We start from the raw sequence: 22,689 nt of genomic DNA, 5'->3' as shown, positions 1-22,689 counted from the left end.
TTTCAAAGAAAGTGGAACCGTTGGCTATCGCCGTCCTTCGGGTCGACAAGCTCAGGGCGAACGGAGGAGAGGGGAGGCGTTTTGTCGCCCTTCCCATTCCTGGCCCAAGCGCCTAGAACCGCCCTCATGCAACGCTTCGACGTCGTCATTCTGGGCGGTGGCCTTGTCGGCCTGACCCTCGGCATCGCGCTTTCCGGCCATGGCTTGCTCTGCGCCGTGATCGATCCCGCCAATCCGGTGGAGACCACCGCCGCCGGTTTCGACGGGCGGGTTTCGGCCATCAGTTCCACCAGTTTCGCCATGCTGTCGGCCATAGGCGTGGCCGATCATCTGGACGGCAAGGGTTGCCCCATCGACCGCATCTGGGTCAGCGACGGGCTGGAGCCGGGCGCTCTCGACTTCGCGCCGGACGCGGATGACGGCGTGATGGGAATCATGTTCCCCAATCGCGACCTGCGCGTCGCCCTGGCGCAGACGGCGGAAAAGGCGGACAATCTCACCCGCTTCCAGCCCGACCGGGCGCTGCATGTCGACCGCAACGCCGACGGCGTGACGCTGACCCTGGCCAGCGGCGAAACCCTCCACGGCGCGCTGCTGGTCGCGGCGGAGGGCCGCAACAGCCCGACCCGGGAGGCGGCGGGCATCCGCACCACGCGCTGGAACTACAAGCATGTCGCGATGGTGACGGCCATCGACCATGCCGTGCCGCACGCCAACACGGCCTATGAGATATTCTATCCCGGCGGCCCCTTCGCGCTGCTGCCGATGCTGCCGGGCACCCGCTCCGCCATCGTCTGGACCGTGCCGACCGAGCAGGCTCCCGCCATGCTCAAGCTGTCCGAACGGGCCTGGCTGGCGGAGGCGCAGAAGCGCATGGGCGGCTTCCTGGGCGAGATCGCGCTGGCCGGGCCGCGCTCCAGCTATCCGCTCGGCTTCCACCATGCGGCGCGGATCACCGACACGCGGCTCGCGCTGGTGGGCGACAGCGCCCATGCGATCCACCCGATTGCGGGGCAGGGCCTGAACCTCGGCTTCCGCGATGTCGCCGCGCTGGTGGAGGTGCTGGTGGAGGGCATGCGGCTCGGCCTCGATCCGGGCGACGCGCAATTGCTCGCCCGCTATCAGCGCTGGCGGGGCCTGGACGCGATGATGACCAGCGTGGCGATGGACGGGCTTGTCCGGCTGTTCGACGTGCCGGGGCGCATTCCCTCGCTGGTCCGCCGCGCCGGGCTGGCGGCGGTGCAGCGCACGTCGCTGCTCAAGAACCGCTTCATGGCGGAGGCGCGGGGACAATCCGGCGCGCTGCCGCGCCTGCTGACGGGCGAGATGGTGTAGCTATGAGGCTGTTTCTGGCCAATCCAAGACATTCCCCTCCCGCAGGCGGGAGGGGTTAGGGGTGGGCGCGAGCGTAGCGAGCTTTTGACTTAGCCGTTGCAAAACAGCGCTGATGTCGCGCCAGCCCACCCCCTAACCCCTCCCGCCTGCGGGAGGGGGAATGTCCTGATTCCACCCCTCCATACACCGATCAGACCATCCGCCGCAGCACGCCATCCTTCAATATGAAATGATGCCGCATCGCCGCCAGCCCGTGCAGGATGAGCAACGCCACCCAGACGAAGCCCAGAACCTCATGCGCCTCGCCTGAAATGCCGACGATCGCATCGCCCTTCGCCACCGCGAATTTAGGCACGTCGAACAGGAAGAACCAGTTCAGGGGCCGGTCGCCGGCGGACGTCATGACCCATCCGGTCAGTGGCAGGACCAGCATGAACGCGTAAAAGGCGAAATGGGTGAGATGCGCCGCCCCCTTTTCCCATGCGGGCATTTCGGCTGGCAGCGGGGGGGCGCTGCGCGTGAAGCGCCACATTATGCGCGCGACCGTCAGGGCCAGCACGGTCAGCCCGATCGACTTGTGGACGGGCATCACCTTCCACTCCCTGGGCAGCGCGTCATGCGCAAAGCCCAGGAAGAGGTTGAACAGGATGAGGATCGCCATGATCCAGTGCAGCGCGCGCGCAACGTGACTGTAGCGATCCATCCCATACTCCTGCCTGGCTTCTTACCCCTGACGATTGGCGACCAGATTATCCACCACCGACGGGTCGGCAAGTGTACTAATGTCCCCCAGCGCCTGGGCGGACACCTCGCCCTCCGCGATCTTGCGCAGGATGCGGCGCATGATCTTGCCCGACCGGGTCTTGGGCAGGCCGGGGGCGAACTGGATCACGTCGGGCGTCGCGATCGGCCCGATCTCGCTGCGCACCCATTTCACCAGCGTCTGGCGCAGTTCGTCGGTCGCTTCCTCGCCGCTGTTCAGCGTCACATAGGCGTAGATGCCCTGTCCCTTGATGTCGTGCGGGAAGCCGACCACCGCCGCTTCCGCCACCGCCTCGTGCAGCACCAGCGCGCTTTCCACCTCCGCCGTGCCCATGCGATGGCCCGACACGTTGATCACGTCGTCGACGCGGCCCGTGATCCAGTAATAGCCGTCCTCGTCCCGCCGCGCCCCGTCGCCGGTCGTATATTTGCCGGGAAAGGTCGTGAAATAGGTCTGGAAGAAACGCTCATGATCGCCCCAGACGGTGCGCATCTGGCCCGGCCAGCTTTGCGCGATGACCAGATTGCCCTCGGCCGCGCCGTCCAGCACATGGCCCTCCGCATCGACGATCTGCGGCACCACGCCCGGCATCGGCAGCGTCGCGGAACCGGGCTTCAGGTCCGTCGCACCCGGCATCGGCGCGATCATCGCTCCGCCCGTCTCGGTCTGCCACCAGGTGTCGATGATCGGGCAGCGATCCTCGCCCACGACATGATGGTACCAGCGCCAGGCTTCGGGATTGATCGGCTCGCCCACCGTGCCCAGCAGGCGCAGCGACTGGCGGCTGGTCGAATGCACGAACTCGTCCCCCTCCTTCATCAGCGCGCGCAGCGCCGTGGGCGCGGTGAAGATGGTCTGCACCTGATGCCGGTCCACGACCTCCCAGATGCGGCTGGGCGTCGGATAATTGGGCACGCCCTCATAGATCAGCGTCGTCGCCCCGTTCGCCAGCGGGCCATAGACGATATAGCTGTGCCCCGTGACCCAGCCGATGTCCGCCGCGCACCAATAGATGTCGCCGGGCCGGTAGTCGAAGCACAGCTCATGGGTCAGGCTGGCCCAGAGCAGATAGCCGCCGGTCGTGTGCAGCACGCCCTTGGGCTTGCCCGTCGAACCCGATGTGTAGAGGATGAACAGCGGATCTTCCGCGTTCATCGGCTCGGGCGCGCAATCCGCCGACACCTTGGCCGCCTCCTCATGCAGCCACAGGTCGCGGCCTTCCTCCATGGCGACAGCCCCACCGGTCGCCTGGACGACGATCACCTTGCGGACGCTGGTGCACAGTTTCAGCGCCGCGTCGACATTGGTCTTGAGCGGCACTTGCCTGCCCGCGCGGCACCCCTCGTCGGCGGTGATCACCAGCGTGGAATCGCAGTCGATGATCCGTCCCGCCAGCGCCTCCGGCGAAAAACCGCCGAACACGACGCTGTGGATCGCGCCGATCCGCGCGCAGGCGAGCAGGGCGAAGGCGGCTTCCGGGATCATCGGCATATAGACGGTGATCCGCTCGCCCTTCTTCGCCCCTGCGGCCTTCAGCACATTGGCGAAGCGGCAGACCTCCTCATGCACCTCGGCATAGGTGTAGCGGCGCGGCTGCGCGTCCGGCGAATCCGGTTCCCAGATGATCGCGGTCTGGTCGCCGCGTTCGGCCAGATGCCGGTCGATGCAGTTGACGCTGACGTTCAGCACGCCGTCGGCAAACCATTTCACCCCGAAATCGGCTTCGTGGAAGCTGCTCTCATTGGTTTTCGTGGGAAAGTTCACCCAATCCAGCCGCTTCGCCTGTTCCAGCCAATAGGCGTCGGCGGCATCGATGGACCGTCGATAGTCCGCCGCCCGTCCGTCCCGGTCGAACAGGGCGGAAGACGCCCATTCGGCAGGAACCGGGAAAAAATCGTCAGACATGCAGCATCCTTTCCTTCACGAAACCATCGCTTGGCGTCCTCCTAGAACCAAGCCGCGGCGACAGGAAGACAGGATCGTTCTTCCCCGGCCACAGTTTCCGCTCATGTCGCACCGGATTTAAGCAGGATCATGCCATTTGCCGCTTTTCGCATGAGCCGGCTCGGCCTAACAGGAAGGGAATATGTGGCAACTTTTCCAATTTCCGCTCTGTCCATTCTCACGCAAGGTCCGTCTGCTGCTCGGTGAAAAGGGCGTGGGCTACGACCTGGTGCGCGAATCGCCCTGGGAAGCGCGCGACGAGTTCCTCGATCTCAATCCCGCCGGCACGACGCCGGTGATGGTGGATCAGGAAAAGGGCGTGACCCTGATCGACAGCCAGGCGATCTGCGAATATTTCGAGGAGACGGTGGAGAAATTCCCGCTGATCTCCGGCACCGCCACGGGTCGGGCGGAGGTGCGGCGGCTGACCGCCTTCTTCGACCAGAATTTCTACGGCGACGTCGTCGGCCCGCTCCTGCATGAACGGATGAAGAAGCGCCTGATAGAGCGCGCGCCGCCCGATGCCCGCGTGCTGCGGGAAGCGATGAAGCGCGCCAATGTCCATATGGATTACATGGACTATCTGCTCGACCATCGCGCCTGGATGGCGGGTGGAACGCTGAGCCTGGCGGACATCGCCGCCGCCGCGCATCTTTCGGTGGCGGATTATCTGGGCGGCATCGACTGGGCCGGGCATGAGACGGTGAAGCGCTGGTATGCGGGTTTCAAGTCGCGCCCTTCCTTCCGGCCCCTTCTGTCGGAGCGGATGGAGGTGATCACCCCGCCGCCCCATTATGAAAAGCCGGATTTTTAATACGGACATTCCCCTCCCGCAAGCGGGAGGGGTCAGGGGTGGGCGCGAGCGCAGCGAGCTTCCAGCCTAGAGGTAGAGAACCGCCGCCGATGTCGCGCCAGCCCGCCCTCCGACCCCCGCTTGCAGGAGGGGGAGGTGGGGGTCAATCCAGCTCCGCGGCCAGATATACCCGGTTCCGGCCATGCTCCTTGGCCAGGTAGAGCGCGCGGTCCGCCGCCTTCAGCGCAGCGCGCGGGTCTTCATAGGCCAGCACATTGGCGACCCCGGCGGAAAAGCTGACCCGCTCCATCCGCTCGCCATTGGCCCGGTTGACCAGGCTTCGGGTGGACAGGTCCTGCCGCACGCTGTCCACCGCTTCGCATGCCTCGGCGGCGGTCTTGCCCCGGAACAGCATGACGAATTCCTCGCCGCCATGGCGCGCGACATGGCATTGGTCGTTGCTGACCTTGGACAGCAATCCCGCCACGAATTTCAGCACCCGGTCGCCGGTATCATGGCCATGGGTATCGTTGATCAGCTTGAAATGATCGATGTCGCAAAAGGCGACGGCCAGTTGCTGCCCTTCCTTCTGCGCCTGCGCCAGTTCCTCGCGCAGCGTGCCTTCGAAGGCGCGGCGATTGGGCAGGCCGGTCAGATGGTCGTGCTCGGCGGCGCGGCGCGCGCTTTCCAGATTGGATTTCAGAAGCTGCGTCTGCTTCTGATTGTCGCGAAGCTGGGTTTCGACCTGCCGGGTCTTTTCCACCATGGATCGGGTCAGCGCCACCAGGCGCGCCAGCACCGGCTGGTTGTCGGAACCGGCGGCCAGGCCCTTCACCTCTTCCTGCAACGCCGCGCCATAATCCTTGGCTGAATTGCGCGATTCGGTCATCAGCCCGGTGAATTGCGACAGATTCTCCTCGACCTTGTCGAGCATCGAGGCAAGCGCTTCGGGCGTGACCTCGTCGTTGCGCTGTTCGGCGGCGACATTCTCGACCCAGCCATTGGTGATCTTGCCGCGTTCGGCCAGCACCGCTTTCACGGCCTTTTCCACGCCGATATGCGATCCGGTCAGATAATCATGGGCGACGCCGAAATTGAGCGGCGTCAGGTCCAGGTCATGGGCGAACAGGAAATCGCCGATGTCCTCGTACAGCTTGCGCCGCTGGACGATTTCCCGGCTGGAAGCGCTGCCGTGCCGGGCGCGTTGCGGCTGCTCCGGCTCGTCCATGGCCTCGTCGTCGGTCTTGCCTGACAGGCCTCTGGCCCAGCGGGCCAGGCGGTCGGTCAGACCATGTTGCGCGTTTGCGGAAGATGATGCCCCAGTCATGTCCGCTAGAACGACCGGCGATAAACAAGGTTAAGGACGTGCCAAGCGAAAAGACGCAAGGCGTTGATCGTCCTCGATTATATGTCCGCGCCGATCAGCCAGTCGCGGAAAATCCGCACCGCCCGGGTCTGCAGCGCGCGCGGCCGGCAGACGAAGAAATAGCGATAGGGGCTTTCGACCCGATTTTCCGGAAACAGCCGGACCAGCCGGGAATCCTGCGCTTCATTATAGTGGCTGGCGTGCATCACGGCGATGCCGAGCCCCTGCGCCGCCGCCTCCAGCATCAACTGGCCGGAATCATAATTGTCGATCGCCAGCGGTTGCAGGTCGGGCAGGTGCACCGCTTCCTTCCACGCCTCGAAGGCGAGCGCCATGTCGCGATGCAGCAGCACCGTATGATTGGCCAGCTCCTGCGGGGCGGTCAGCGCATTGGGCGCCTCCAGCAACGCCTTGCGCCCGATCAGATAGACCTCGTCATGGTCCAGCTCATGGGCGTAGAGCGCGGGATCGATGTCCTTCGCCAGCACGATCGCCGCGTCCAGCCCTTCGCCCAGCCGCGCCACGGCATAGGGGGTGGTCTCGATGTCGATATGAAGCTGCGGATGCCGCTGCCGAAGGGCGCCCAGATGCGGGAACAGCCTTTGCGTCGCGAACAGCGGCATGACCGCCAGCCGCAGCCGCAACTGGTTTCCGCCGCTCTGGATATTCTCCAGCGCCTGGCTCAGCGAATCGAGCGCCGGCGCGATGTCGTCCAGCAGGCGTTGCCCGTCGGCATTGATTTCCAGCGCCTGATGCTTGCGGTCGAACAGGGGCCGGCCGATGAACCGTTCCAGCGCCTGCACCCGCCGGCTGAGCGCGGGCGTCGAGAGCGCGAGTTCCTCCGCCGCCGCCTTGACCGATCCAAGGCGGGCGACCTGAACAAAGGCCTCCAGGGCCGTAAGGGGCGGCAATCTACGCATAAACCGTCATGTTCATCTGGCCGGTCCGCTGCGACGCATCATTGCTTCTTCTGGAACGGCGCGCAAACCGGCTTCAAGCATCCTTATTCCACTGAGCAGGAAAAAAGGGCAGTTGGCAAGATGCAAAAATTGCAACTCCTCGATTCTTTTCGCACTTGCGAAAATACATCCCGCACTGCACATAGGAAAGGCCTTTCAGGCATCCTCTCCTATAAACTTTCCGGGCTGGCCTTCGGGCCGGCCCTTTTTTTATTCGTTTCGGGGCTCGCCATGGCCCCTTTCCCTCAGCCGCGACGTTCCCTATCTCGTTACGCAGCGAACAGAACGGGGAAGGCGAAGTGGCCGAAGAAGAAACCGCAGGACGCAGGATACAGGTGGCCAATGCGCGGCCCGAGGATGCGGGGCGCGGCCTTGCCCGCCTTCCTTTGGCGGTCATGGCGGAACTCCACCTTGCGGAAGGCGATGTGGTGGAGATTGCGGGCAAGCGGTCGACCCCCGCGCGGGTGGTCCGGCCCTATAAGGAGGATGAGGGGCTGGATGTCCTTCGCCTCGACGGGCTTCAGCGCGCCAATGCCGGCGTCGGATCGGGCGACTTCGTGATCATCCGGAAGGTCGATCCCCGGCCTGCCCAGCGGGTCGTCTTCGCGCCTGCACAAAATAACCTGCGGCTGCAGGGCAATCCGGAGGCGCTGAAGCGCGTTTTCTTCCAGCGGCCGCTCGCCTCTGGGGATGTCGTCGCAACTGCGGGACAGCAACAGGTGCCGCCCGGCGACATGCCGCCCCAGTTGCGCCAGATGCTGGCCGCCCCGGCCTATGCCCTGCAGGAAATCCGCCTGGTCGTGGTGTCAACCGTGCCCAAGGGCATCGTCCATATCGACGCCGACACGGAAGTGGAACTGCGCGCCGAATATGAGGAGCCCCGCGAATCCCGCCGCGCCGACGTCACCTATGACGATGTCGGCGGCATGGCCGAAGCCATCGACCAGCTGCGGGAAATGGTGGAATTGCCGCTGCGCTATCCCGAACTGTTCGAGCGGCTGGGCGTGGACCCGCCCAAGGGCGTGCTGCTCCACGGCCCGCCGGGCACCGGCAAGACCCGGCTGGCCCGCGCCGTCGCCAATGAATCGGAAGCGGAATTCTTCCTGATCAACGGGCCGGAGATCATGGGTTCGGCCTATGGCGAGTCGGAAAAGCAGCTCCGTGAGATTTTCGAGGCGGCCGCCAAGTCGGCACCGTCGATCCTCTTCATCGACGAGATCGATTCCATCGCGCCCAAGCGCGGCAATGTGACCGGGGAGACGGAAAAGCGCCTCGTCGCCCAGTTGCTGACGCTGATGGACGGGCTGGAACCGCGCACCAATCTGGTCGTCATCGCCGCCACCAACCGGCCGGAAGCGATAGACGAGGCGCTGCGCCGCCCCGGCCGCTTCGACCGGGAAATCATCGTCGGCGTGCCTGACGAGCGCGGACGGCGGGAGATATTGGGCATCCACACCCGCGGCATGCCGCTGGCCGACGGCGTTGACCTGGGCGAACTGGCGCGCATGACCTATGGCTTTGTCGGTGCGGATCTGGCGGCGCTGACCCGCGAGGCGGCGATCGAGACCGTGCGCCGCTTCATGCCCCGGCTCAATCTGGAGGAGGGAACGATCCCCCCTGACGTGCTGGAGGAACTGTCCGTCGCGCGCGACGACTTCATGGCCGCGATCAAGCGCGTCCAGCCCTCCGCCATGCGGGAGGTGATGGTGCAGGCGCCCAATATCGGCTGGGCCGACATAGGCGGCCTGGACGAAGCGCAGATGCGCCTCAAGGAAGGGGTGGAACTGCCGCTCAAGGACCCGGACGCCTTCCGCCGCATCGGCATCCGCCCGGCCAAGGGGTTCCTGCTCTACGGCCCGCCCGGCACCGGCAAGACGCTGCTGGCGAAGGCCGTGGCGCGGGAAGCGCAGGCCAATTTCATCGCCACCAAATCCTCCGACCTGCTCAGCAAATGGTATGGGGAGAGCGAGCAGCAGATCGCCCGCCTCTTCGCCCGCGCGCGGCAGGTGGCGCCGACGGTCATCTTCATCGATGAACTGGACAGCCTGGTTCCGGCGCGCGGCGGCGGCCTTGGCGAACCGCAGGTGACGGAGCGGGTGGTGAACACCATTCTGGCCGAGATGGACGGGCTGGAGGAATTGCAGTCCGTCGTCGTCATCGGCGCGACCAATCGCCCGACGCTGATCGATCCGGCGCTGCTGCGGCCGGGCCGGTTCGACGAGCTGATCTATGTCCCCGTGCCCGATCAGGCGGGGCGCAGGCGCATCCTGTCCATTCACACGGGCAAGATGCCGCTTGCCGAGGACGTCGATCTGGATGCGCTGGCGGAGCGCACGGAACGGTTCACCGGGGCCGATCTGGAGGATCTGGTCCGCCGCGCCGGCCTGGTCGCGCTGCGCCAGTCGCTGTCGGTCGACAAGGTCACGCAGGCGCATTTCGAGGCCGCGCTGGAGGATACCCGCGCCTCCGTCACGCCCGAAATGGAGCGGGAATATGAGCAGATCCAGGCAACGCTGAAGCAGAGCGTGATGCAGATCGACCCCATCGGCTTCGTGTCGCCCGGCATGTTGCGGGCGCGCGCCAGGACTGAATGAAGGGACATGCTCCCGCGAAGGCGGGAACCCGGTTCCGCCGTTTGCACCGGGTTCCCGAAAGGCATCCTGTCCTGTCGAACGCCTTCGCGGGAACGCATGCGCATGACCTGATGATGCCGGTCCCTCCGACCTATTTGTCCCTCCACCGCGAAGGCGCTTGCATGCCCGTGCGATTTTTGCGAGTCGGACAGGCAAGGCAGACAGGCGAGAATGAATGGCCTCCATCCCTTTGAAGAAAAAGAACCGGGCCGTTTCCGGAAAACCGTCCTCCACCTTCCTGGGTCAATGGGGCATGTTCCTCCGGCAGTTCATCAAGCATCCCGGCATGATCGGATCGGTCATCCCGTCCTCGCAAATGCTGGTCGACAGCATGCTGGAGGGCGTGGACTGGCAACGGACCCGGCTGTTCGTGGAATATGGCCCGGGCGTCGGGACGTTCACGCGGCCCATTCTCGACCGGCTGCATCCGGACGCCACCCTGCTGGCGATCGACCTCAATCTGGACTTCGTCGCCTATCTGGAGGCGGAGATCGACGATCCCCGGCTGCGCATCGTCCACGGTTCGGCCGCCGATGTCCGCCGCTTCATCAAGGAGGCCGGCTATGCCCAGGCGGACTATGTCCTGTCGGGCATTCCCTTCTCGACCCTGCCCGGCGGCGTGGGGGAGGCGATCTGCGCCGAAACCCGCTCGGTGCTGAAGACCGGCGGCGCATTTCTGGTCTATCAATATTCCGGCTATGTCCGCCGCCTGCTGTCGCCGTTGTTCGACGAAATCGGCGACCGGGTGGAGTGGCGCAACATTCCACCGTGCCGGATGTTCACGGCGGTGAAGCGGGAAATCCTGGCCCAGGTGGCCTGACCCTTCCGCCTTCCTGTTGAATTTACGTCATTTCGCCGGGATTTTGTCCTGTCCGGCAGGTCTATACCCCATTTGGGGTATGCGCCATGCAGCGCCGGTCGCTACGCGCCCCGCATAGGCAGACCTTCTGCCTCCGGCGGCCGGGCCATATTGCGACCCATGGCCCGGTTGCCGGCTAAGGTTGCCGCAACGATCGTTTCGCTTCGGCCGGCTTTCATGATAAGGCCCGGCGCGAAACACGGCGAGATAGTTCATGAACGACCTGACCCAGACCCCCGAAATGCTGATCGCGACCATGGGCGCGCGTGCCCGCGCGGCAGCGGCCCAGCTTTCCACCGCCAGCGACGCGCAGAAGATCGACGCGCTGCGCCGCGCCGCGCAGGCGCTGCGGGATCAGGCGCCGCGGATCATCGCCGCCAATGCCCGGGACATGGAAAACGCCGCCGCCAACGGCCTGTCGCCCGCCATGCTCGACCGGCTGAAGCTGGACGAGGACCGCGTCCTTGCGACGGCGGCGGGCGTGGATCAGGTCGCGATCCTCATCAATCCGCTGGGCAGCGTGATCGACAGGCAGGTCCGCCCCAACGGCATGGAGTTGAGCCGCGTCCGCGTGCCGCTGGGCGTCATCGGCATCATCTATGAAAGCCGCCCCAATGTGACCGCCGACGCCGCCGCGCTCTGCCTGCGCGCCGGCAATGCCGTGATCCTGCGCGGCGGCAGCGAGGCGAAGGAAAGCAACCGCGCCATCCACGCCGCGATGGTCGAGGGGATCGTCGCCGCCGGCCTGCCCGCCGATGCCGTGCAACTGGTCCCCACCACGGACCGCGCCGCCGTGGGCGCGCTGCTGAAGGCGTCGGAATTCATCGACCTGATCGTCCCGCGCGGCGGCAAGAGCCTGGTCGCCCGCGTGCAGGAAGAGGCGCGCGTGCCCGTCCTCGCCCATCTCGACGGCATCAACCACAGCTATGTCGACGGCGCGGCCGATCCGGACATGGCGCAAAAGCTGGTGGTGAACGCCAAGATGCGCCGCACCGGCATTTGCGGCGCGACCGAGACGGTGCTGATCGACAAGGCCTATGCTGAGGCGCCCGCCATCGTGAAGGCGCTGCTCGACGCCCAATGCGAAGTGCGCGGCGACGAGGCCGTGCAGGCGATGGACAGCCGCGTCACGGCGGCGTCGGACGAGGATTGGGATACCGAATATCTCGAAGCTATCGTCTCTGTGCGGATCGTGGACGGGCTGGACGAGGCGCTCGCCCATATCGCCGCCCATGCCAGCCACCATACCGACGCCATCATCACCGAGGATGCGGAGAGAGCCGAGCGCTTCCTGAACGCGGTCGACAGCGCCATCGTGATGTGGAACGCCTCCACCCAGTTCGCGGACGGCGGCGAGTTCGGGCTGGGCGCGGAAATCGGCATCTCCACCGGCCGCCTGCATGCCAGAGGCCCAGTGGCGCTGGAAGGCCTGACGACCTATAAATGGCTGGTGCGCGGAACGGGGCAGACCCGGCCGTAATGCCCAAACCCCTCCTCCGTTCGCCCTGAGCTTGTCGAAGGGCTTCGACAGGCTCAACCCGAACGGGGAGAGGGTGGTGCTCAAAATGGAGAGGGTGGCGCTTACCCCTTCACCACCCCATCGATCGCCTTCAGCTTCTCCAGCATCGGCCCGACCCACTCTACCGGCAGCATCACCGGCCCGTCCGAAGGCGCATGGTCCGGATCGTCATGCGCCTCGGCAAAGATCGCGGCGACACCCGCCGCGACGGCACTGCGCGCCAGCACCGGCGCAAATTCCCGCTGCCCACCGGAAGCCGATCCCAATCCGCCCGGCTGCTGCACCGAATGGGTGGCATCGAACACCACCGGATAGCCCGTCTGCGCCATCGCCGGCAGCGAGCGCATGTCGCTGACCAGCATGTTATAGCCGAAACTCGCCCCTCGTTCAGTCAGCAAAATCCGCTCATTCCCGGTCGACGCGACCTTCTGCGCCACCGCCGCCATGTCCCACGGCGCCAGGAACTGCCCCTTCTTCACATTGACCACCGCGCCGGTCCGCCCCGCCGCCAGCAGCAAATCGGTCTGGCGGCACAGAAAGGCGGGAATCTGGAGAATATCCACAGCCTCCGCCGCCGCTTCCACCTGCCCGGCCTCATGCACGTCGGTCAGCACCGGACAGCCGAACGCCGCCTTCACCTCCGCCAGGATCGCCAGCCCCGTATCGATCCCGACGCCCCGTTGCCCCGATACGGAGGTCCGGTTCGCCTTGTCGAAGGAGGATTTGAAGATGAATGGCACCCCGGCACGTCCCGCAAGGCCGGATAGCTTTTCCGCCATCATCATCGCATGGTCGCGGCTCTCGATCTGGCAGGGGCCGGAGATCAGGACGAAGGGCAGGTCGTTGCCGACGGTAACCGACCCGATGGAAACATGCTTGGCTGTCATCATCGCGCTCACTTCGGCGCTTTGACGAAGCGGCGCAAGAGCTGCCCGCGCCAAAGCCCCTTGCCGGGATGATAATTCCAGCAGAACCAGCCGAAGACGAGGCAGGCCAGCAGCGAGGGCAGCGCCATCGGATCGCCTTCCCCCTTCATGTGCCGGTAAAAGGCAAGGTCCGCCCGCCACCGGTCCCGCTCGCTGCCGCCGCCGTTGATGCCATAGGCATTGTCGTGACGCCGGCAACCGATGTTTCGGTTGTATTTGCGGTGGTCTATGAAATAGCAGTAATCGCGTTCGGGTGTCGTCATGGCCCGATGTGGACAGGGGCCATGGAAAAGTTCAAGCGTAAAGTCTTCTACCTTGGCGGTTTCGACCCGCGCGGGGTGCGTTTCTACCACCAGATGTACCGCGAGCAGGCGGAAGCCTACACGCGCCTGTCGGGCGAACGGGTGGAGGTCAGCGCCCGCCGCTCCGGCCCGGCCTCTTCCGCCAGTTGGACCGTCACCAACCATAGCGCCGGGGTCGAGACCGATTATGAGTTCCTCCGCTGGGAGGATCTGGTCGGCAAGGTGTGGATACGCAATCCGCTGCTGCTGGCGTGGCGCTCCATCGCCACATATGGCGCCCATGCCCGCCACATGCAGTTCCTGCGGATGCGGAAACTGCGTCCGGGGCCGGTCATCACCATCCTCTACCCGCCGCTGCTGGCGGTGCTGATCCCGCTGGCGTTGGCGCTGATACCCGCGCTGCCGCTTTCGCTGCTGATGCCCTTCTGGGCCGCCGCGCTGATCGGCATCGCCGTCAGCGTGGCTCTGTCGGGCCGCCTGCTCAACAAGCTGATCGTGCCCTGGCTGCTCCGTTTCATGGTTTACAACCACAGCGTCGCCGCCAAAGGCCCGGGTGCGGATATGGACGAGCGCCTGGACCAGTTCGCCGCCCGCATCGTGGCGGAGGTGGACGGCCCCTGGGACGAGGTCGTCTTCGCCTCCCACAGCAACGGCACCATCTATGCGATGAGCGTGCTGCGCCGCATCCTGGAATTGCGCGGCGACCGGCCGCTGCCCGAAAATTTCACCGTCCTCACCCTGGGCCAGGTCGTTCCCGTCATCGCCCTGCGCAAGGATGCGCGCTGGTATCATGCCGACCTCAAGGCGCTGGACGACAAGCCCTTCCGCCTCGTCGATTTCTCCGCTCCCCCCGATGGCGCGGCCTATCATGGCGTCCATCCGATCCGCCTCGTTTCGGATCGGTGCGCGGCGCGCGTCGACCTGCTCTCGCCCCGCTTCCACCTCTTCTACGATCCGGAAAACTATCATGGCGGCTGGTCGAACAAATATGAGGCGCATTTCGACTATCTGCGCGTGGGCGACCGCCTGTCGCCGGTGGACTATGTCAGCCTCACCGCCGGCCGCCGCACCATCGACGAAGCCATAGCGCAGTTCAGGACGATCCCATGACGCAGCCCTTCACCCCGCCCTATCCCGAACCGCCGCGGACCCGCCGTGGCCTCGTCAAGCGCTTCTTCCGGGGCTGGCATAGCTGGATTCATGTCCTGTTCGAGAAGAGCTACACGATGAAGCTGGGCGAAATCCGCATGCCCGGCCAGACCATGTACATCGCCAACGAACTGCCGCTGGTGGACCAGATCCTGCGCGGCGGCACGGCCTATCCCAAACATCGCGAACTGGTCCGCAACCTGTCCCCCCTGATCGGCAACAGCGTCTTCTCCGCCAATGGGGAGGATTGGGAAAGCCAGCGCGCCATGGTGAACCCCGCCTTCGCCCACACCGCGCTCAACCGCTCCATGCCGCTGATGGTAGCGGCGGCCGACGACCTGCTCGCCCGGCTCGACGCGGCGGACAAGGGCAAGCCGGTCGACATCGACCCGATGATGACCCATGTGGCGGCCGACATCATCTTCCGCACGCTTTTCTCGGAGCCGCTGGACGAGCGCCGCTCCAACATCATCCACACCGCCTTCGGCCGTTTCCAGCGGCTCGCCCACAGCGCCTCGATGCTGCGCCTCTACGGCTTTCCGGCGCGCTGGTTCGAGAAACGCTCGCTGGCCCCGGCAAAGGCGATCCATGAGGTCTTCCGTCCCATCGTCGAAGCGCGCCATGAGGGCTTCCACCAGCGTGGCGAGGCGCCGCACAAGGACATCCTCCAATCGCTGATCGAGGCGAAGCATCCCGAAACCGGCGACCCCTTCACCCTGCAACAGGTGATGGACCAGGTTTCCACCGTCTTCCTCGCCGGCCATGAAACGTCCGCCAGCACCATGACCTGGGCGCTCTACATGCTGGCGGAATGCGCCCATATCCAGAACGCCGCCCGCACGGAGGTGCAGCAGCTCGCCGGGGACGCGCCGCTCACCGCCGCGATGCTCAAGGACATGGGGGCGATCCGCAACATCTTCCGCGAAACGCTGCGCCTCTATCCGCCCGTCGCCTTCTTCCCGCGCGAAGTGACCTGCCCGATGCCGATGCGCGACAAGAGTCTTGAGGAAGGCGCAATGCTGGTCGTCGCCCCCTGGCTCACGCAGCGCAACAAGGACAACTGGGCCTGTCCGCACAGCTTCATGCCCGAACGCTTCGAAGATCCCGCCAATGCGGAGATGGTGCGCCAGGCCTGGTTTCCCTTCGGCCGCGGGCCCCGGGTCTGCGTGGGCGCGGGCTTTGCACAGCAGGAGGTGATGACGGTGATCGCCAGCGTCCTGCGCCGCTACCGCCTGTCGGTGCCCGACGGGTTCAGGCCCGAACCGATCAGCCGCCTGACCATCCGGCCAAGGACGGGGATGAAGCTGATGTTCGATGCCGTCCGGCTTTGACGGATGGGGTGGATTGCGGACATTCCCCCTCCCGCAGGCGGGAGGGGGTTAGGGGGTGGGCTGGCGCGGCATCTGCGCTGTTTTGCAACGGCTAAGTCAGAAGCTCGCTACGCTCGCGCCCACCCCTAACCCCTCCCGTTTACGGGAGGGGAATGTCCTGGATTGGTCGAAACCAGACGAGCAATCACCGGTCCGTATCTCAACTCGGCATGCGTAACCCAAAAGCGACACCCGCCTCGAAAACCATCCTATTTCCTGCGCCGGGACAGTTTCAGCCTGTCCTATTCCGCCTTGCCCGGCCTAACCAGCACCCCTCTTTGAATACGTCCGAACCATCGCGCCCATGCCTACGCGCGCCCGGGCACGCGCGCGCATATGGTGTGAACTTCGGCGGAAAACCGCCGGAATCTCACCCTCTGATCCGCCCCACTATCGCCTGTCCGGCCACCCGCTGCCGCAGATAGCGCCGCTTCAACACCACGCTCGCCGCCAGCAGCGGCACGCCCAGCATGATGCAGATCGCGCCCAGCATCGGCGGCCAAAGTCCGAACAGGCTGTGCATGTTCAAGGCGGAAGGCGCCAGCACCAGCAGGAAACCCGCCGTCAGCAGCCATAATCCCCAACGGCGCGGCCTGACCGCGATCATGCGCATCTCGTGCCGGTGCGCCTTGCGCCCTTCCTTCGTCGACAGATCGGGATGCTTCATCGCCGGCCACTAAAGCGGAAAAGGCGACCTGCTGTCCAGCGTCAGAACGGGGCTTTCGTTCGCTCTCCGCTTGGGCTACATGCGGGGCATCCCCGGGGGACCGTCCACAGGCGGTTGAGAGGCGGCTGACGTGGCCGCGACCCGCTGAACCTGATCCGGATAAGACCGGCGTAGGGAGGGAACGGCTTGTTCGCATGCAGCAACCCGCGCCCGCCCTCCGCCCCGACGCGAAGAGGAGGACGGCAAGCCATGGACAGCATTTCCGTCCTGACCCTGCGCCTGGCTGAAGCCATCGGCCTCTACATGATCGTCATCGGCACAGGGGGCCTCGTGGCGCCGCAGCGCTGGCGGCAGATGATGGACGATCTGGAACGCTCGCCCGGTCTGGTGATGGCGCTGGCCTTTCCGGTCTTCGCGGTCGGCGCGGCGCTCGTCCTCATCCACAGCATCTGGCGCGATCCGCTGTCCATCATCGTCTCGGCCATCGGCTATGTCGCGCTGGTCGAGGGGGCGCTGCTGCTCGCGGTCCCGGCGCCCCTGCTCAAGATCGGTCGCTGGTCCCTCAACTTCACCCGCGCCTGGGCGATCCTCAGCATCGTCCTCGGCATTCTCCTCTTCCTCGCCGGCCTCACCGGCCGCGCCACCGTCATCGCCTGAAAGGAACCCAAATGGCAGACGTCCCAGCACGAACAGAGATGCGCGTCACCACCGGACCCATCCGTGGCTCGCGCAAGATCCATGTCGGCCCGCTCAAGGTCGCCATGCGCGAGATCGACCTGGAACCCGGCAGCGGCGAAGCGCCGGTCCGCGTCTATGACACGTCTGGTCCCTATACCGACCCCAATGCCCGCATCGACATCATGGCGGGCCTTCCCGCTTTGCGCCGGGACTGGATCATCGGCCGGGGCGATGTCGAGGAATATGACGCCCGCGCCATCCAGCCGGAGGATAACGGCCTGAAAGGCCCCGACCGCAGCGGCGGCGTTCAGCCCTTTCCCAACACGGTCAAGCGTCCCCTGCGCGCCAAGGCTGGAGCGAACGTCTCCCAGATGCACTATGCCCGGCGCGGCATCATCACGCCGGAGATGGAATATGTGGCCGAGCGCGAAAATCTGGGCCGCGCCCGCCTCGCCGAATATGTCCGCGACGGGCAGGACTGGGGCGCGTCGATCCCCGACTATGTGACGCCGGAATTCGTCCGGGAGGAGGTCGCCCGCGGCCGCGCCATCATCCCGTCGAACATCAACCACCCGGAATCGGAGCCGATGGCGATCGGCCGCAACTTCCTGGTGAAGATCAACGCCAATATCGGCAACAGCGCCGTCGCCTCCGACGTGGCGAGCGAAGTCGACAAGCTGGTCTGGTCGATCCGCTGGGGCGCCGACACGGTGATGGACCTGTCGACCGGCCGCAACATCCACGACACCCGCGAATGGATCATGCGCAACTCGCCGGTCCCGATCGGCACCGTGCCCATCTATCAGGCGCTGGAGAAGGTCGGCGGCATTGCCGAGGAACTGACCTGGGACATCTTCCGTGACACGCTGATCGAGCAGGCCGAACAGGGCGTCGACTATTTCACCATCCATGCGGGCGTGCGCCTGCCCTATATCCCGATGACGGCCAAGCGCGTCACCGGCATCGTCTCGCGCGGCGGATCGATCATGGCGAAATGGTGTCTCGCCCATCACAAGGAATCGTTCCTCTACGAACATTTCGACGAAATCACCGAGATCATGAAGGCCTATGACATCGCCTATTCGCTGGGCGACGGCCTGCGCCCCGGCTCCATCGCCGACGCCAATGACGAAGCGCAGTTCGCCGAACTCTACACGCTGGGCGAACTGACCAAGCGCGCCTGGGAACAGGATGTGCAGGTGATGATCGAAGGCCCCGGCCACGTCCCGATGCACAAGATCAAGCAGAATATGGACAAGCAGCTCGAAGCCTGCGGCGAGGCGCCCTTCTACACGCTTGGGCCGCTCACCACCGACATCGCGCCGGGTTACGACCATATCACCAGCGGCATCGGCGCCGCGATGATCGGCTGGTACGGTACGGCCATGCTCTGCTACGTCACGCCCAAGGAGCATCTGGGCCTGCCCGACCGCGACGACGTGAAGGTGGGCGTCGTGACCTACAAGCTCGCCGCCCACGCGGCCGACCTGGCCAAGGGCCACCCCGCCGCCAAGGTCCGCGACGACGCGCTGAGCCGCGCCCGCTTCGAATTCCGCTGGCGCGACCAGTTCAACCTGTCGCTCGATCCCGACACGGCCGAGAAATATCACGACCAGACGCTTCCCGCCGAAGGCGCGAAGACCGCCCATTTCTGCTCCATGTGCGGCCCCAAATTCTGCTCGATGAAGATCACGCAGGAAGTGCGCGACTTCGCCGCCAGGCAGAACCAGCCCGCAGACAGCTTCCTCGCGGCGGAGGACGCCGAAAAAGGCATGGCCGAAATGAGCGAAATCTTCCGGCAGACCGGCAGCGAACTCTATATGGGCGCTGGTGGGCGAGATCGCGACTGAGTTTTGGAGAACTGGGTTTCGTGGACAAAGCTTGACTGGATGACGTGGGGTTGACTCAAGGCTGCCTTTTGGAGGCAGGCTTGGGCGAACGGATTGGTCTTTCAGATAAGGAATGAGGTTTGATCGGGCCGCTGCTTCCATTGGAGGGGAGGCGCGGTTGCCGCCCGCCAGGTGACAATAGGCTATTCATGGAGGCGGTGCTGTGGATTGTTCGCACGGGCAGTCCATGGCGTGATCTGCCCGCCATGTTCGGCAACTGGAGTACGGCGTTCAGGCGGTTTCGCGATTGGCGGGAAGCCGATATTTTCAAGCGTATTTTCGATGTGCTGTCGGAGGAACCCGACATGGAATACGCCATGGTCGATGCGACCATCGTCAGGGTTCACCGGCATGGCCAGGGCGCAAAAGGGGGACTCAGGGCCAGGCCATTGGTCGCTCAAAAGGCGGCATGACGACCAAGATTCTGGCGCTGACCGATGCCTTGGGCAATCTGGTGCGCTTCGAGTTGCTGCCGGGCAACCGCTACGACACCATAGGCGTCGCACCGTTGATCGACGGTATTGAGTTCGGTGCCCTGCTGGGCGACAAGGCCTTCGATTCCAACTGGATTGTACAGGATCTTGATCAGCGTGGGGCGAAGGTTGTCATTTCACAACATCCCGGCCGCGCCCAAAAGCTCAAGATCGACGTCGAGATGTACAAATGGCGTCACCTGATCGAAAACTTCTTCTCCAAACTTAAGGAATTCAAACGCATCGCTATGCGTGCCTGCAAAACCGACCAGAGCTTCTCTGCAATGATCTATCTCGCCGCAGCCATCATCAACTCACGATGAATCCCCACAAACCCTAATCTTTATCGGAGGGGTGGATCATACCGAAACTGAGTCTTAGGATGCTACGCCTTTGCTTTGGCAATCGGCTCCCGGCCAGCATTTTAGGTCTTCTGGCGATGTCGGCCGTCTCCTGTACCGCTCCAACCCAGTATATGGGAATTTCGTTGGTGCCTGGCGCCGCTGACGCCGACGCCCACGCCCTGCTCGCCGCGTCGGACATGGCCGCCGAGCGCCAGCGCCTGCCGGAAGGTCAGGAAGGCATGGGAGGCAAAGCCGCGCGAGACGATCGCATCCCAGAGTGTGAGTACATTGATGCCGCTGTATCGCCGATCTCTGACGGCGTTGTAGGGCATGCCGATACTCACCTTCGACGAACCCCAGGGCTGGACCCAGGGCGCGCGTCCGGCTTCCAGCTCGGCGATGATCCGGTTGGTGATCTGTTCGTAGAGGTCGGTCCGCTCACCCGCGGAACGGTGGGTGCGTGCATAGGCCATCGCGATTCTCCGCGACGGGTCGGTCCCGAGCCTCTCTCGTGACGCTCAACCCGTCACGGCCAACCGGCCGCACTCTCACTCTTGAAGGGGGCGCTACGGGGCGCAGCCCGTTTGAAGGGGTCGTTTGAGATTCGCGAAGCGAAGCTCAAACGCAGGGGAAGCCGTTCCCCTGCAGGATCAGGCGCTGCGCGAACGCACGCTACTGACCGCCACTCAGCTCGAAAGACGTGGACGACGTGTGGACGATGATAAGGAAATCAGGTTTCCAAGACCGAATCAGCATCGAGTCACCAGCTGATTTTCTCGGAAAATCTGGAGCGGGCGAAGGGATTCGAACCCTCGACCCCAACCTTGGCAAGGTTGTGCTCTACCCCTGAGCTACGCCCGCTCTGGCGGCCGGAGGAAGTGTCCCTCTCGGCGGGTGGGGGGCAACTAGCAGCGGCTTCCCACCTCGGCAAGGGAGAATCTGCATAAAATCATTTTTTTCCGATCCCGCCGGATTTCCCCGCCCGATAGTGGCTTTTCCCACCTTGCGGCTTGGCCTCGCGTGGCCATATGCTACTATTCTGCCTGTCAAATCAGTGAGCAACGACCGAATATGATCGCCCTTCGCTTCCTATGGCGGGGGCAGGAGGAGGAGCATCGCATGCCAGAACCGTTGACGCGCCGGGGCCTGCTTCAGGGCAGCGCCGCCGCCGCCGCCGCCATTCCCGTGCTGGGCGACGCGCAGGCCGCTGCTCCCGCCCGCCCGCAACGCCAGAAGGAGCAGGCCCAGATGAGCGCCGTAGGATTGACCGTGAACGGCCGGGAAGTGCATCTGCAACTCGACCCCCGCACCACCCTGCTCGACGCATTGCGCGAGCATCTCCACCTGACCGGCACCAAGAAGGGCTGCGACCATGGCCAGTGCGGCGCCTGCACGGTGATCGTGGAGGGGCGGCGGATCAACAGCTGCCTCACCCTCGCCGTCATGCATGAGGGCGATCATGTGACCACCATCGAGGGGCTCGGCACGCCGGAAAAGCTTCACCCGATGCAGCGCGCCTTCATCACCCATGACGGCTATCAATGCGGCTATTGCACGCCCGGCCAGATCTGTTCGGCGGTGGCGGTGCTGGAGGAGATCGAGGCGGGCATCCCCAGCCACGCCACGGAGGACCTCGACCGCGTGGCCTTTTCCGAGGGCGAGGTGCGCGAGCGGATGAGCGGCAATATCTGCCGCTGCGCCGCCTATCCCAACATCGTCGCGGCGATCCGCGAAGTCGCCGGCCATGGAACTGCGGAGGATAAGGCATGAGGCCCTTCACCTACAGCCGCGCCGCCAGTGTCGAAGATGCGGCCAGGACAGCCGCCAGCACCCAGGGCGCGCGCTTCATTGCGGGCGGCACCAATCTGCTCGACCTCATGAAGCTCCAGATCGAGACGCCCACCCATCTGATCGACGTCAATCATCTGGGCCTCGACCGCATCGAGCCGACAGCGGAAGGCGGCCTCAGGATCGGGGCGCTGGTCCGCAACACCGATCTGGCCGCCGACAAGGCCGTCCGCCGCGATTATGCGGTGCTCAGCCGCGCGCTGCTGGCCGGCGCTTCGGGTCAGCTTCGCAACAAGGCGACGACCGGAGGCAACCTGCTCCAGCGCACCCGCTGCCCCTATTTCTACGACACGCGCATGCCCTGCAACAAGCGCAAGCCCGGCAGCGGCTGCGGCGCGCTCAAGGGGATGAGCCGCAGCCTGGCGATCCTGGGCACCAGCGACGCCTGCATCGCGCAGCATCCGTCCGACATGGCGGTGGCGCTGCGCCTGCTCGATGCGCAGGTCGATACGGTGGGCGCCGATGGCGGCCGTCGCTCCATCCCGATCGCGGATTTCCACCTGCTGCCGGGCGAGACGCCGCATATCGAAAATGCGCTGAAGCCCGGCGAACTTATCACTTCCGTCACCTTGCCGAAGCCTCTGGGCGGCACCCATGTCTATCGCAAGGTGCGCGACCGCACCTCCTATGCCTTTGCGCTGGTGTCCGTGGCGGCGGTGTTTGAGAAGGACGGCCGGGCGCGCTTCGCCTTCGGGGGCATAGGGGCCAAGCCCTGGCGTACCGATGCCGCAGATGCCGCCGCCCCGTCCGGCGCGGCGGCCGTGGCGGAGGCGGCGCTCAGCGGCGCTCGACCCACCGCGCATAATGCGTTCAAGCAGCAACTGACCGCCCGCACCCTTGCCTCGCTCTACCGTCAGAAGGGGGCCTGAGCC

The 22,689-nt window shown here is 65.1% G+C and carries 20 protein-coding genes, 1 tRNA gene and 1 riboswitch; of the genes, 12 read left to right on the top strand and 9 right to left on the bottom strand.

The features are described from left to right. Positions 1-126: 126 nt before the first annotated feature. Positions 127-1,335, top strand: a complete 1,209-nt coding sequence (locus TZ53_RS03305) for a UbiH/UbiF/VisC/COQ6 family ubiquinone biosynthesis hydroxylase (RefSeq protein ID WP_044660402.1) — start codon at positions 127-129, stop codon at positions 1,333-1,335. A gap of 190 nt (positions 1,336-1,525) precedes the next feature. Here the strand turns inward: TZ53_RS03305 and TZ53_RS03300 are convergent, their stop codons facing one another. Further along, a complete protein-coding gene (locus TZ53_RS03300; protein WP_044660401.1) occupies positions 1,526-2,038 on the bottom strand; it encodes a cytochrome b in 513 nt (170 codons plus the stop codon). 21 nt (positions 2,039-2,059) lie between these two features. After that, positions 2,060-4,003 carry an acetate--CoA ligase gene (gene acs / locus TZ53_RS03295; protein WP_044660400.1) on the bottom strand — a complete coding sequence of 648 codons (1,944 nt, stop codon included), beginning with the start codon at positions 4,001-4,003 and terminating at the stop codon, positions 2,060-2,062. 181 nt (positions 4,004-4,184) lie between these two features. On the opposite strand from acs, the gene TZ53_RS03290 reads away from it, so the two are divergent. After that, positions 4,185-4,856 carry a glutathione S-transferase family protein gene (locus TZ53_RS03290; protein ID WP_044660399.1) on the top strand — a complete coding sequence of 224 codons (672 nt, stop codon included), beginning with the start codon at positions 4,185-4,187 and terminating at the stop codon, positions 4,854-4,856. Positions 4,857-4,998: 142 nt separating this feature from the next. Here TZ53_RS03290 and TZ53_RS03285 read toward each other — a convergent pair whose 3' ends face one another. Next, positions 4,999-6,162, bottom strand: a complete 1,164-nt coding sequence (locus TZ53_RS03285) for a GGDEF domain-containing protein (protein WP_044660398.1) — start codon at positions 6,160-6,162, stop codon at positions 4,999-5,001. Between the two features lie 77 nt (positions 6,163-6,239). Beyond that, on the bottom strand, positions 6,240-7,121 hold the full coding sequence (locus tag TZ53_RS03280; protein WP_025551486.1) for a LysR substrate-binding domain-containing protein: 882 nt from the start codon (positions 7,119-7,121) through the stop codon (positions 6,240-6,242). Between the two features lie 338 nt (positions 7,122-7,459). Between TZ53_RS03280 and TZ53_RS03275 the strand changes: the two genes are divergently transcribed. The 3 genes from TZ53_RS03275 to TZ53_RS03265 all read left to right on the top strand — a co-directional run bounded on the left by TZ53_RS03275 (position 7,460) and on the right by TZ53_RS03265 (position 12,132). Beyond that, complete coding sequence (locus TZ53_RS03275; protein WP_025551488.1) at positions 7,460-9,754, top strand: CDC48 family AAA ATPase; 2,295 nt, start codon at positions 7,460-7,462, stop codon at positions 9,752-9,754. 214 nt (positions 9,755-9,968) lie between these two features. Continuing rightward, a complete protein-coding gene (locus TZ53_RS03270) occupies positions 9,969-10,613 on the top strand; it encodes a class I SAM-dependent methyltransferase (RefSeq protein WP_044660396.1) in 645 nt (214 codons plus the stop codon). Positions 10,614-10,866: 253 nt separating this feature from the next. Beyond that, positions 10,867-12,132, top strand: coding sequence for a glutamate-5-semialdehyde dehydrogenase (locus TZ53_RS03265; RefSeq protein WP_044660395.1), 1,266 nt, complete (start codon positions 10,867-10,869; stop codon positions 12,130-12,132). 101 nt (positions 12,133-12,233) lie between these two features. On the opposite strand, the gene kdsA is transcribed toward TZ53_RS03265, so the two are convergent. Continuing rightward, on the bottom strand, positions 12,234-13,061 hold the full coding sequence (gene kdsA, locus TZ53_RS03260; RefSeq protein ID WP_044662825.1) for a 3-deoxy-8-phosphooctulonate synthase: 828 nt from the start codon (positions 13,059-13,061) through the stop codon (positions 12,234-12,236). 5 nt (positions 13,062-13,066) lie between these two features. Beyond that, complete coding sequence (locus TZ53_RS03255; RefSeq protein ID WP_025551496.1) at positions 13,067-13,360, bottom strand: hypothetical protein; 294 nt, start codon at positions 13,358-13,360, stop codon at positions 13,067-13,069. A 21-nt stretch (positions 13,361-13,381) separates the two neighbouring features. On the opposite strand from TZ53_RS03255, the gene TZ53_RS03250 reads away from it, so the two are divergent. Continuing rightward, positions 13,382-14,509 carry a hypothetical protein gene (locus TZ53_RS03250; protein ID WP_044660394.1) on the top strand — a complete coding sequence of 376 codons (1,128 nt, stop codon included), beginning with the start codon at positions 13,382-13,384 and terminating at the stop codon, positions 14,507-14,509. Next, complete coding sequence (locus tag TZ53_RS03245; RefSeq protein WP_044660393.1) at positions 14,506-15,879, top strand: cytochrome P450; 1,374 nt, start codon at positions 14,506-14,508, stop codon at positions 15,877-15,879. The genes TZ53_RS03250 and TZ53_RS03245 overlap by 4 nt, the downstream gene beginning before the upstream one ends. Positions 15,880-16,288: 409 nt before the next feature. Here the strand turns inward: TZ53_RS03245 and TZ53_RS03240 are convergent, their stop codons facing one another. Then, positions 16,289-16,585, bottom strand: coding sequence for a hypothetical protein (locus TZ53_RS03240; protein ID WP_044660392.1), 297 nt, complete (start codon positions 16,583-16,585; stop codon positions 16,289-16,291). An 83-nt stretch (positions 16,586-16,668) separates the two neighbouring features. Then, a riboswitch (TPP riboswitch) is annotated at positions 16,669-16,779 on the top strand. A 55-nt stretch (positions 16,780-16,834) separates the two neighbouring features. Between TZ53_RS03240 and TZ53_RS03235 the strand changes: the two genes are divergently transcribed. The 3 genes from TZ53_RS03235 (at position 16,835) to TZ53_RS25910 (ending at position 19,948) form a co-directional block, all read left to right on the top strand. Beyond that, positions 16,835-17,242, top strand: a complete 408-nt coding sequence (locus TZ53_RS03235; protein ID WP_044660391.1) for a DUF2065 family protein — start codon at positions 16,835-16,837, stop codon at positions 17,240-17,242. An 11-nt stretch (positions 17,243-17,253) separates the two neighbouring features. Continuing rightward, positions 17,254-19,113 carry a phosphomethylpyrimidine synthase ThiC gene (gene thiC / locus TZ53_RS03230; protein ID WP_044660390.1) on the top strand — a complete coding sequence of 620 codons (1,860 nt, stop codon included), beginning with the start codon at positions 17,254-17,256 and terminating at the stop codon, positions 19,111-19,113. 119 nt (positions 19,114-19,232) lie between these two features. Continuing rightward, a protein-coding gene (locus tag TZ53_RS25910) for an IS5 family transposase (RefSeq protein WP_238320111.1) occupies positions 19,233-19,948 on the top strand; the annotation gives its coding sequence in 2 pieces (ribosomal slippage) (positions 19,233-19,527 and positions 19,527-19,948; 717 coding nt in all). A gap of 101 nt (positions 19,949-20,049) precedes the next feature. Here the strand turns inward: TZ53_RS25910 and TZ53_RS03215 are convergent. Together TZ53_RS03215 and TZ53_RS03210 are read right to left on the bottom strand one after the other, a co-directional pair. After that, the gene (locus TZ53_RS03215; protein ID WP_065846158.1) at positions 20,050-20,442 is read right to left on the bottom strand and encodes an ArdC-like ssDNA-binding domain-containing protein; all 393 of its coding nucleotides are present in this window, start codon (positions 20,440-20,442) and stop codon (positions 20,050-20,052) included. 313 nt (positions 20,443-20,755) lie between these two features. Beyond that, positions 20,756-20,830: transfer RNA gene (locus TZ53_RS03210), tRNA-Gly, on the bottom strand. Positions 20,831-21,088: 258 nt separating this feature from the next. Here TZ53_RS03210 and paoA point away from each other — a divergent pair. Continuing rightward, complete coding sequence (gene paoA / locus TZ53_RS03205) at positions 21,089-21,739, top strand: aldehyde dehydrogenase iron-sulfur subunit PaoA (protein ID WP_044662823.1); 651 nt, start codon at positions 21,089-21,091, stop codon at positions 21,737-21,739. Continuing rightward, entirely contained in the window at positions 21,736-22,686 is a 951-nt protein-coding gene (locus TZ53_RS03200; RefSeq protein WP_044660387.1) for an FAD binding domain-containing protein, read from the top strand. Before paoA ends, TZ53_RS03200 begins: the two co-directional genes overlap by 4 nt. The last annotated feature ends 3 nt before the right edge of the window (positions 22,687-22,689 follow it).

Origin of the sequence: Sphingobium sp. YBL2 (genome assembly GCF_000943805.1) — a bacterium.
Lineage (GTDB): Bacteria > Pseudomonadota > Alphaproteobacteria > Sphingomonadales > Sphingomonadaceae > Sphingobium > Sphingobium fuliginis.
This window is presented reverse-complemented; position numbering and strand designations above follow the sequence as displayed.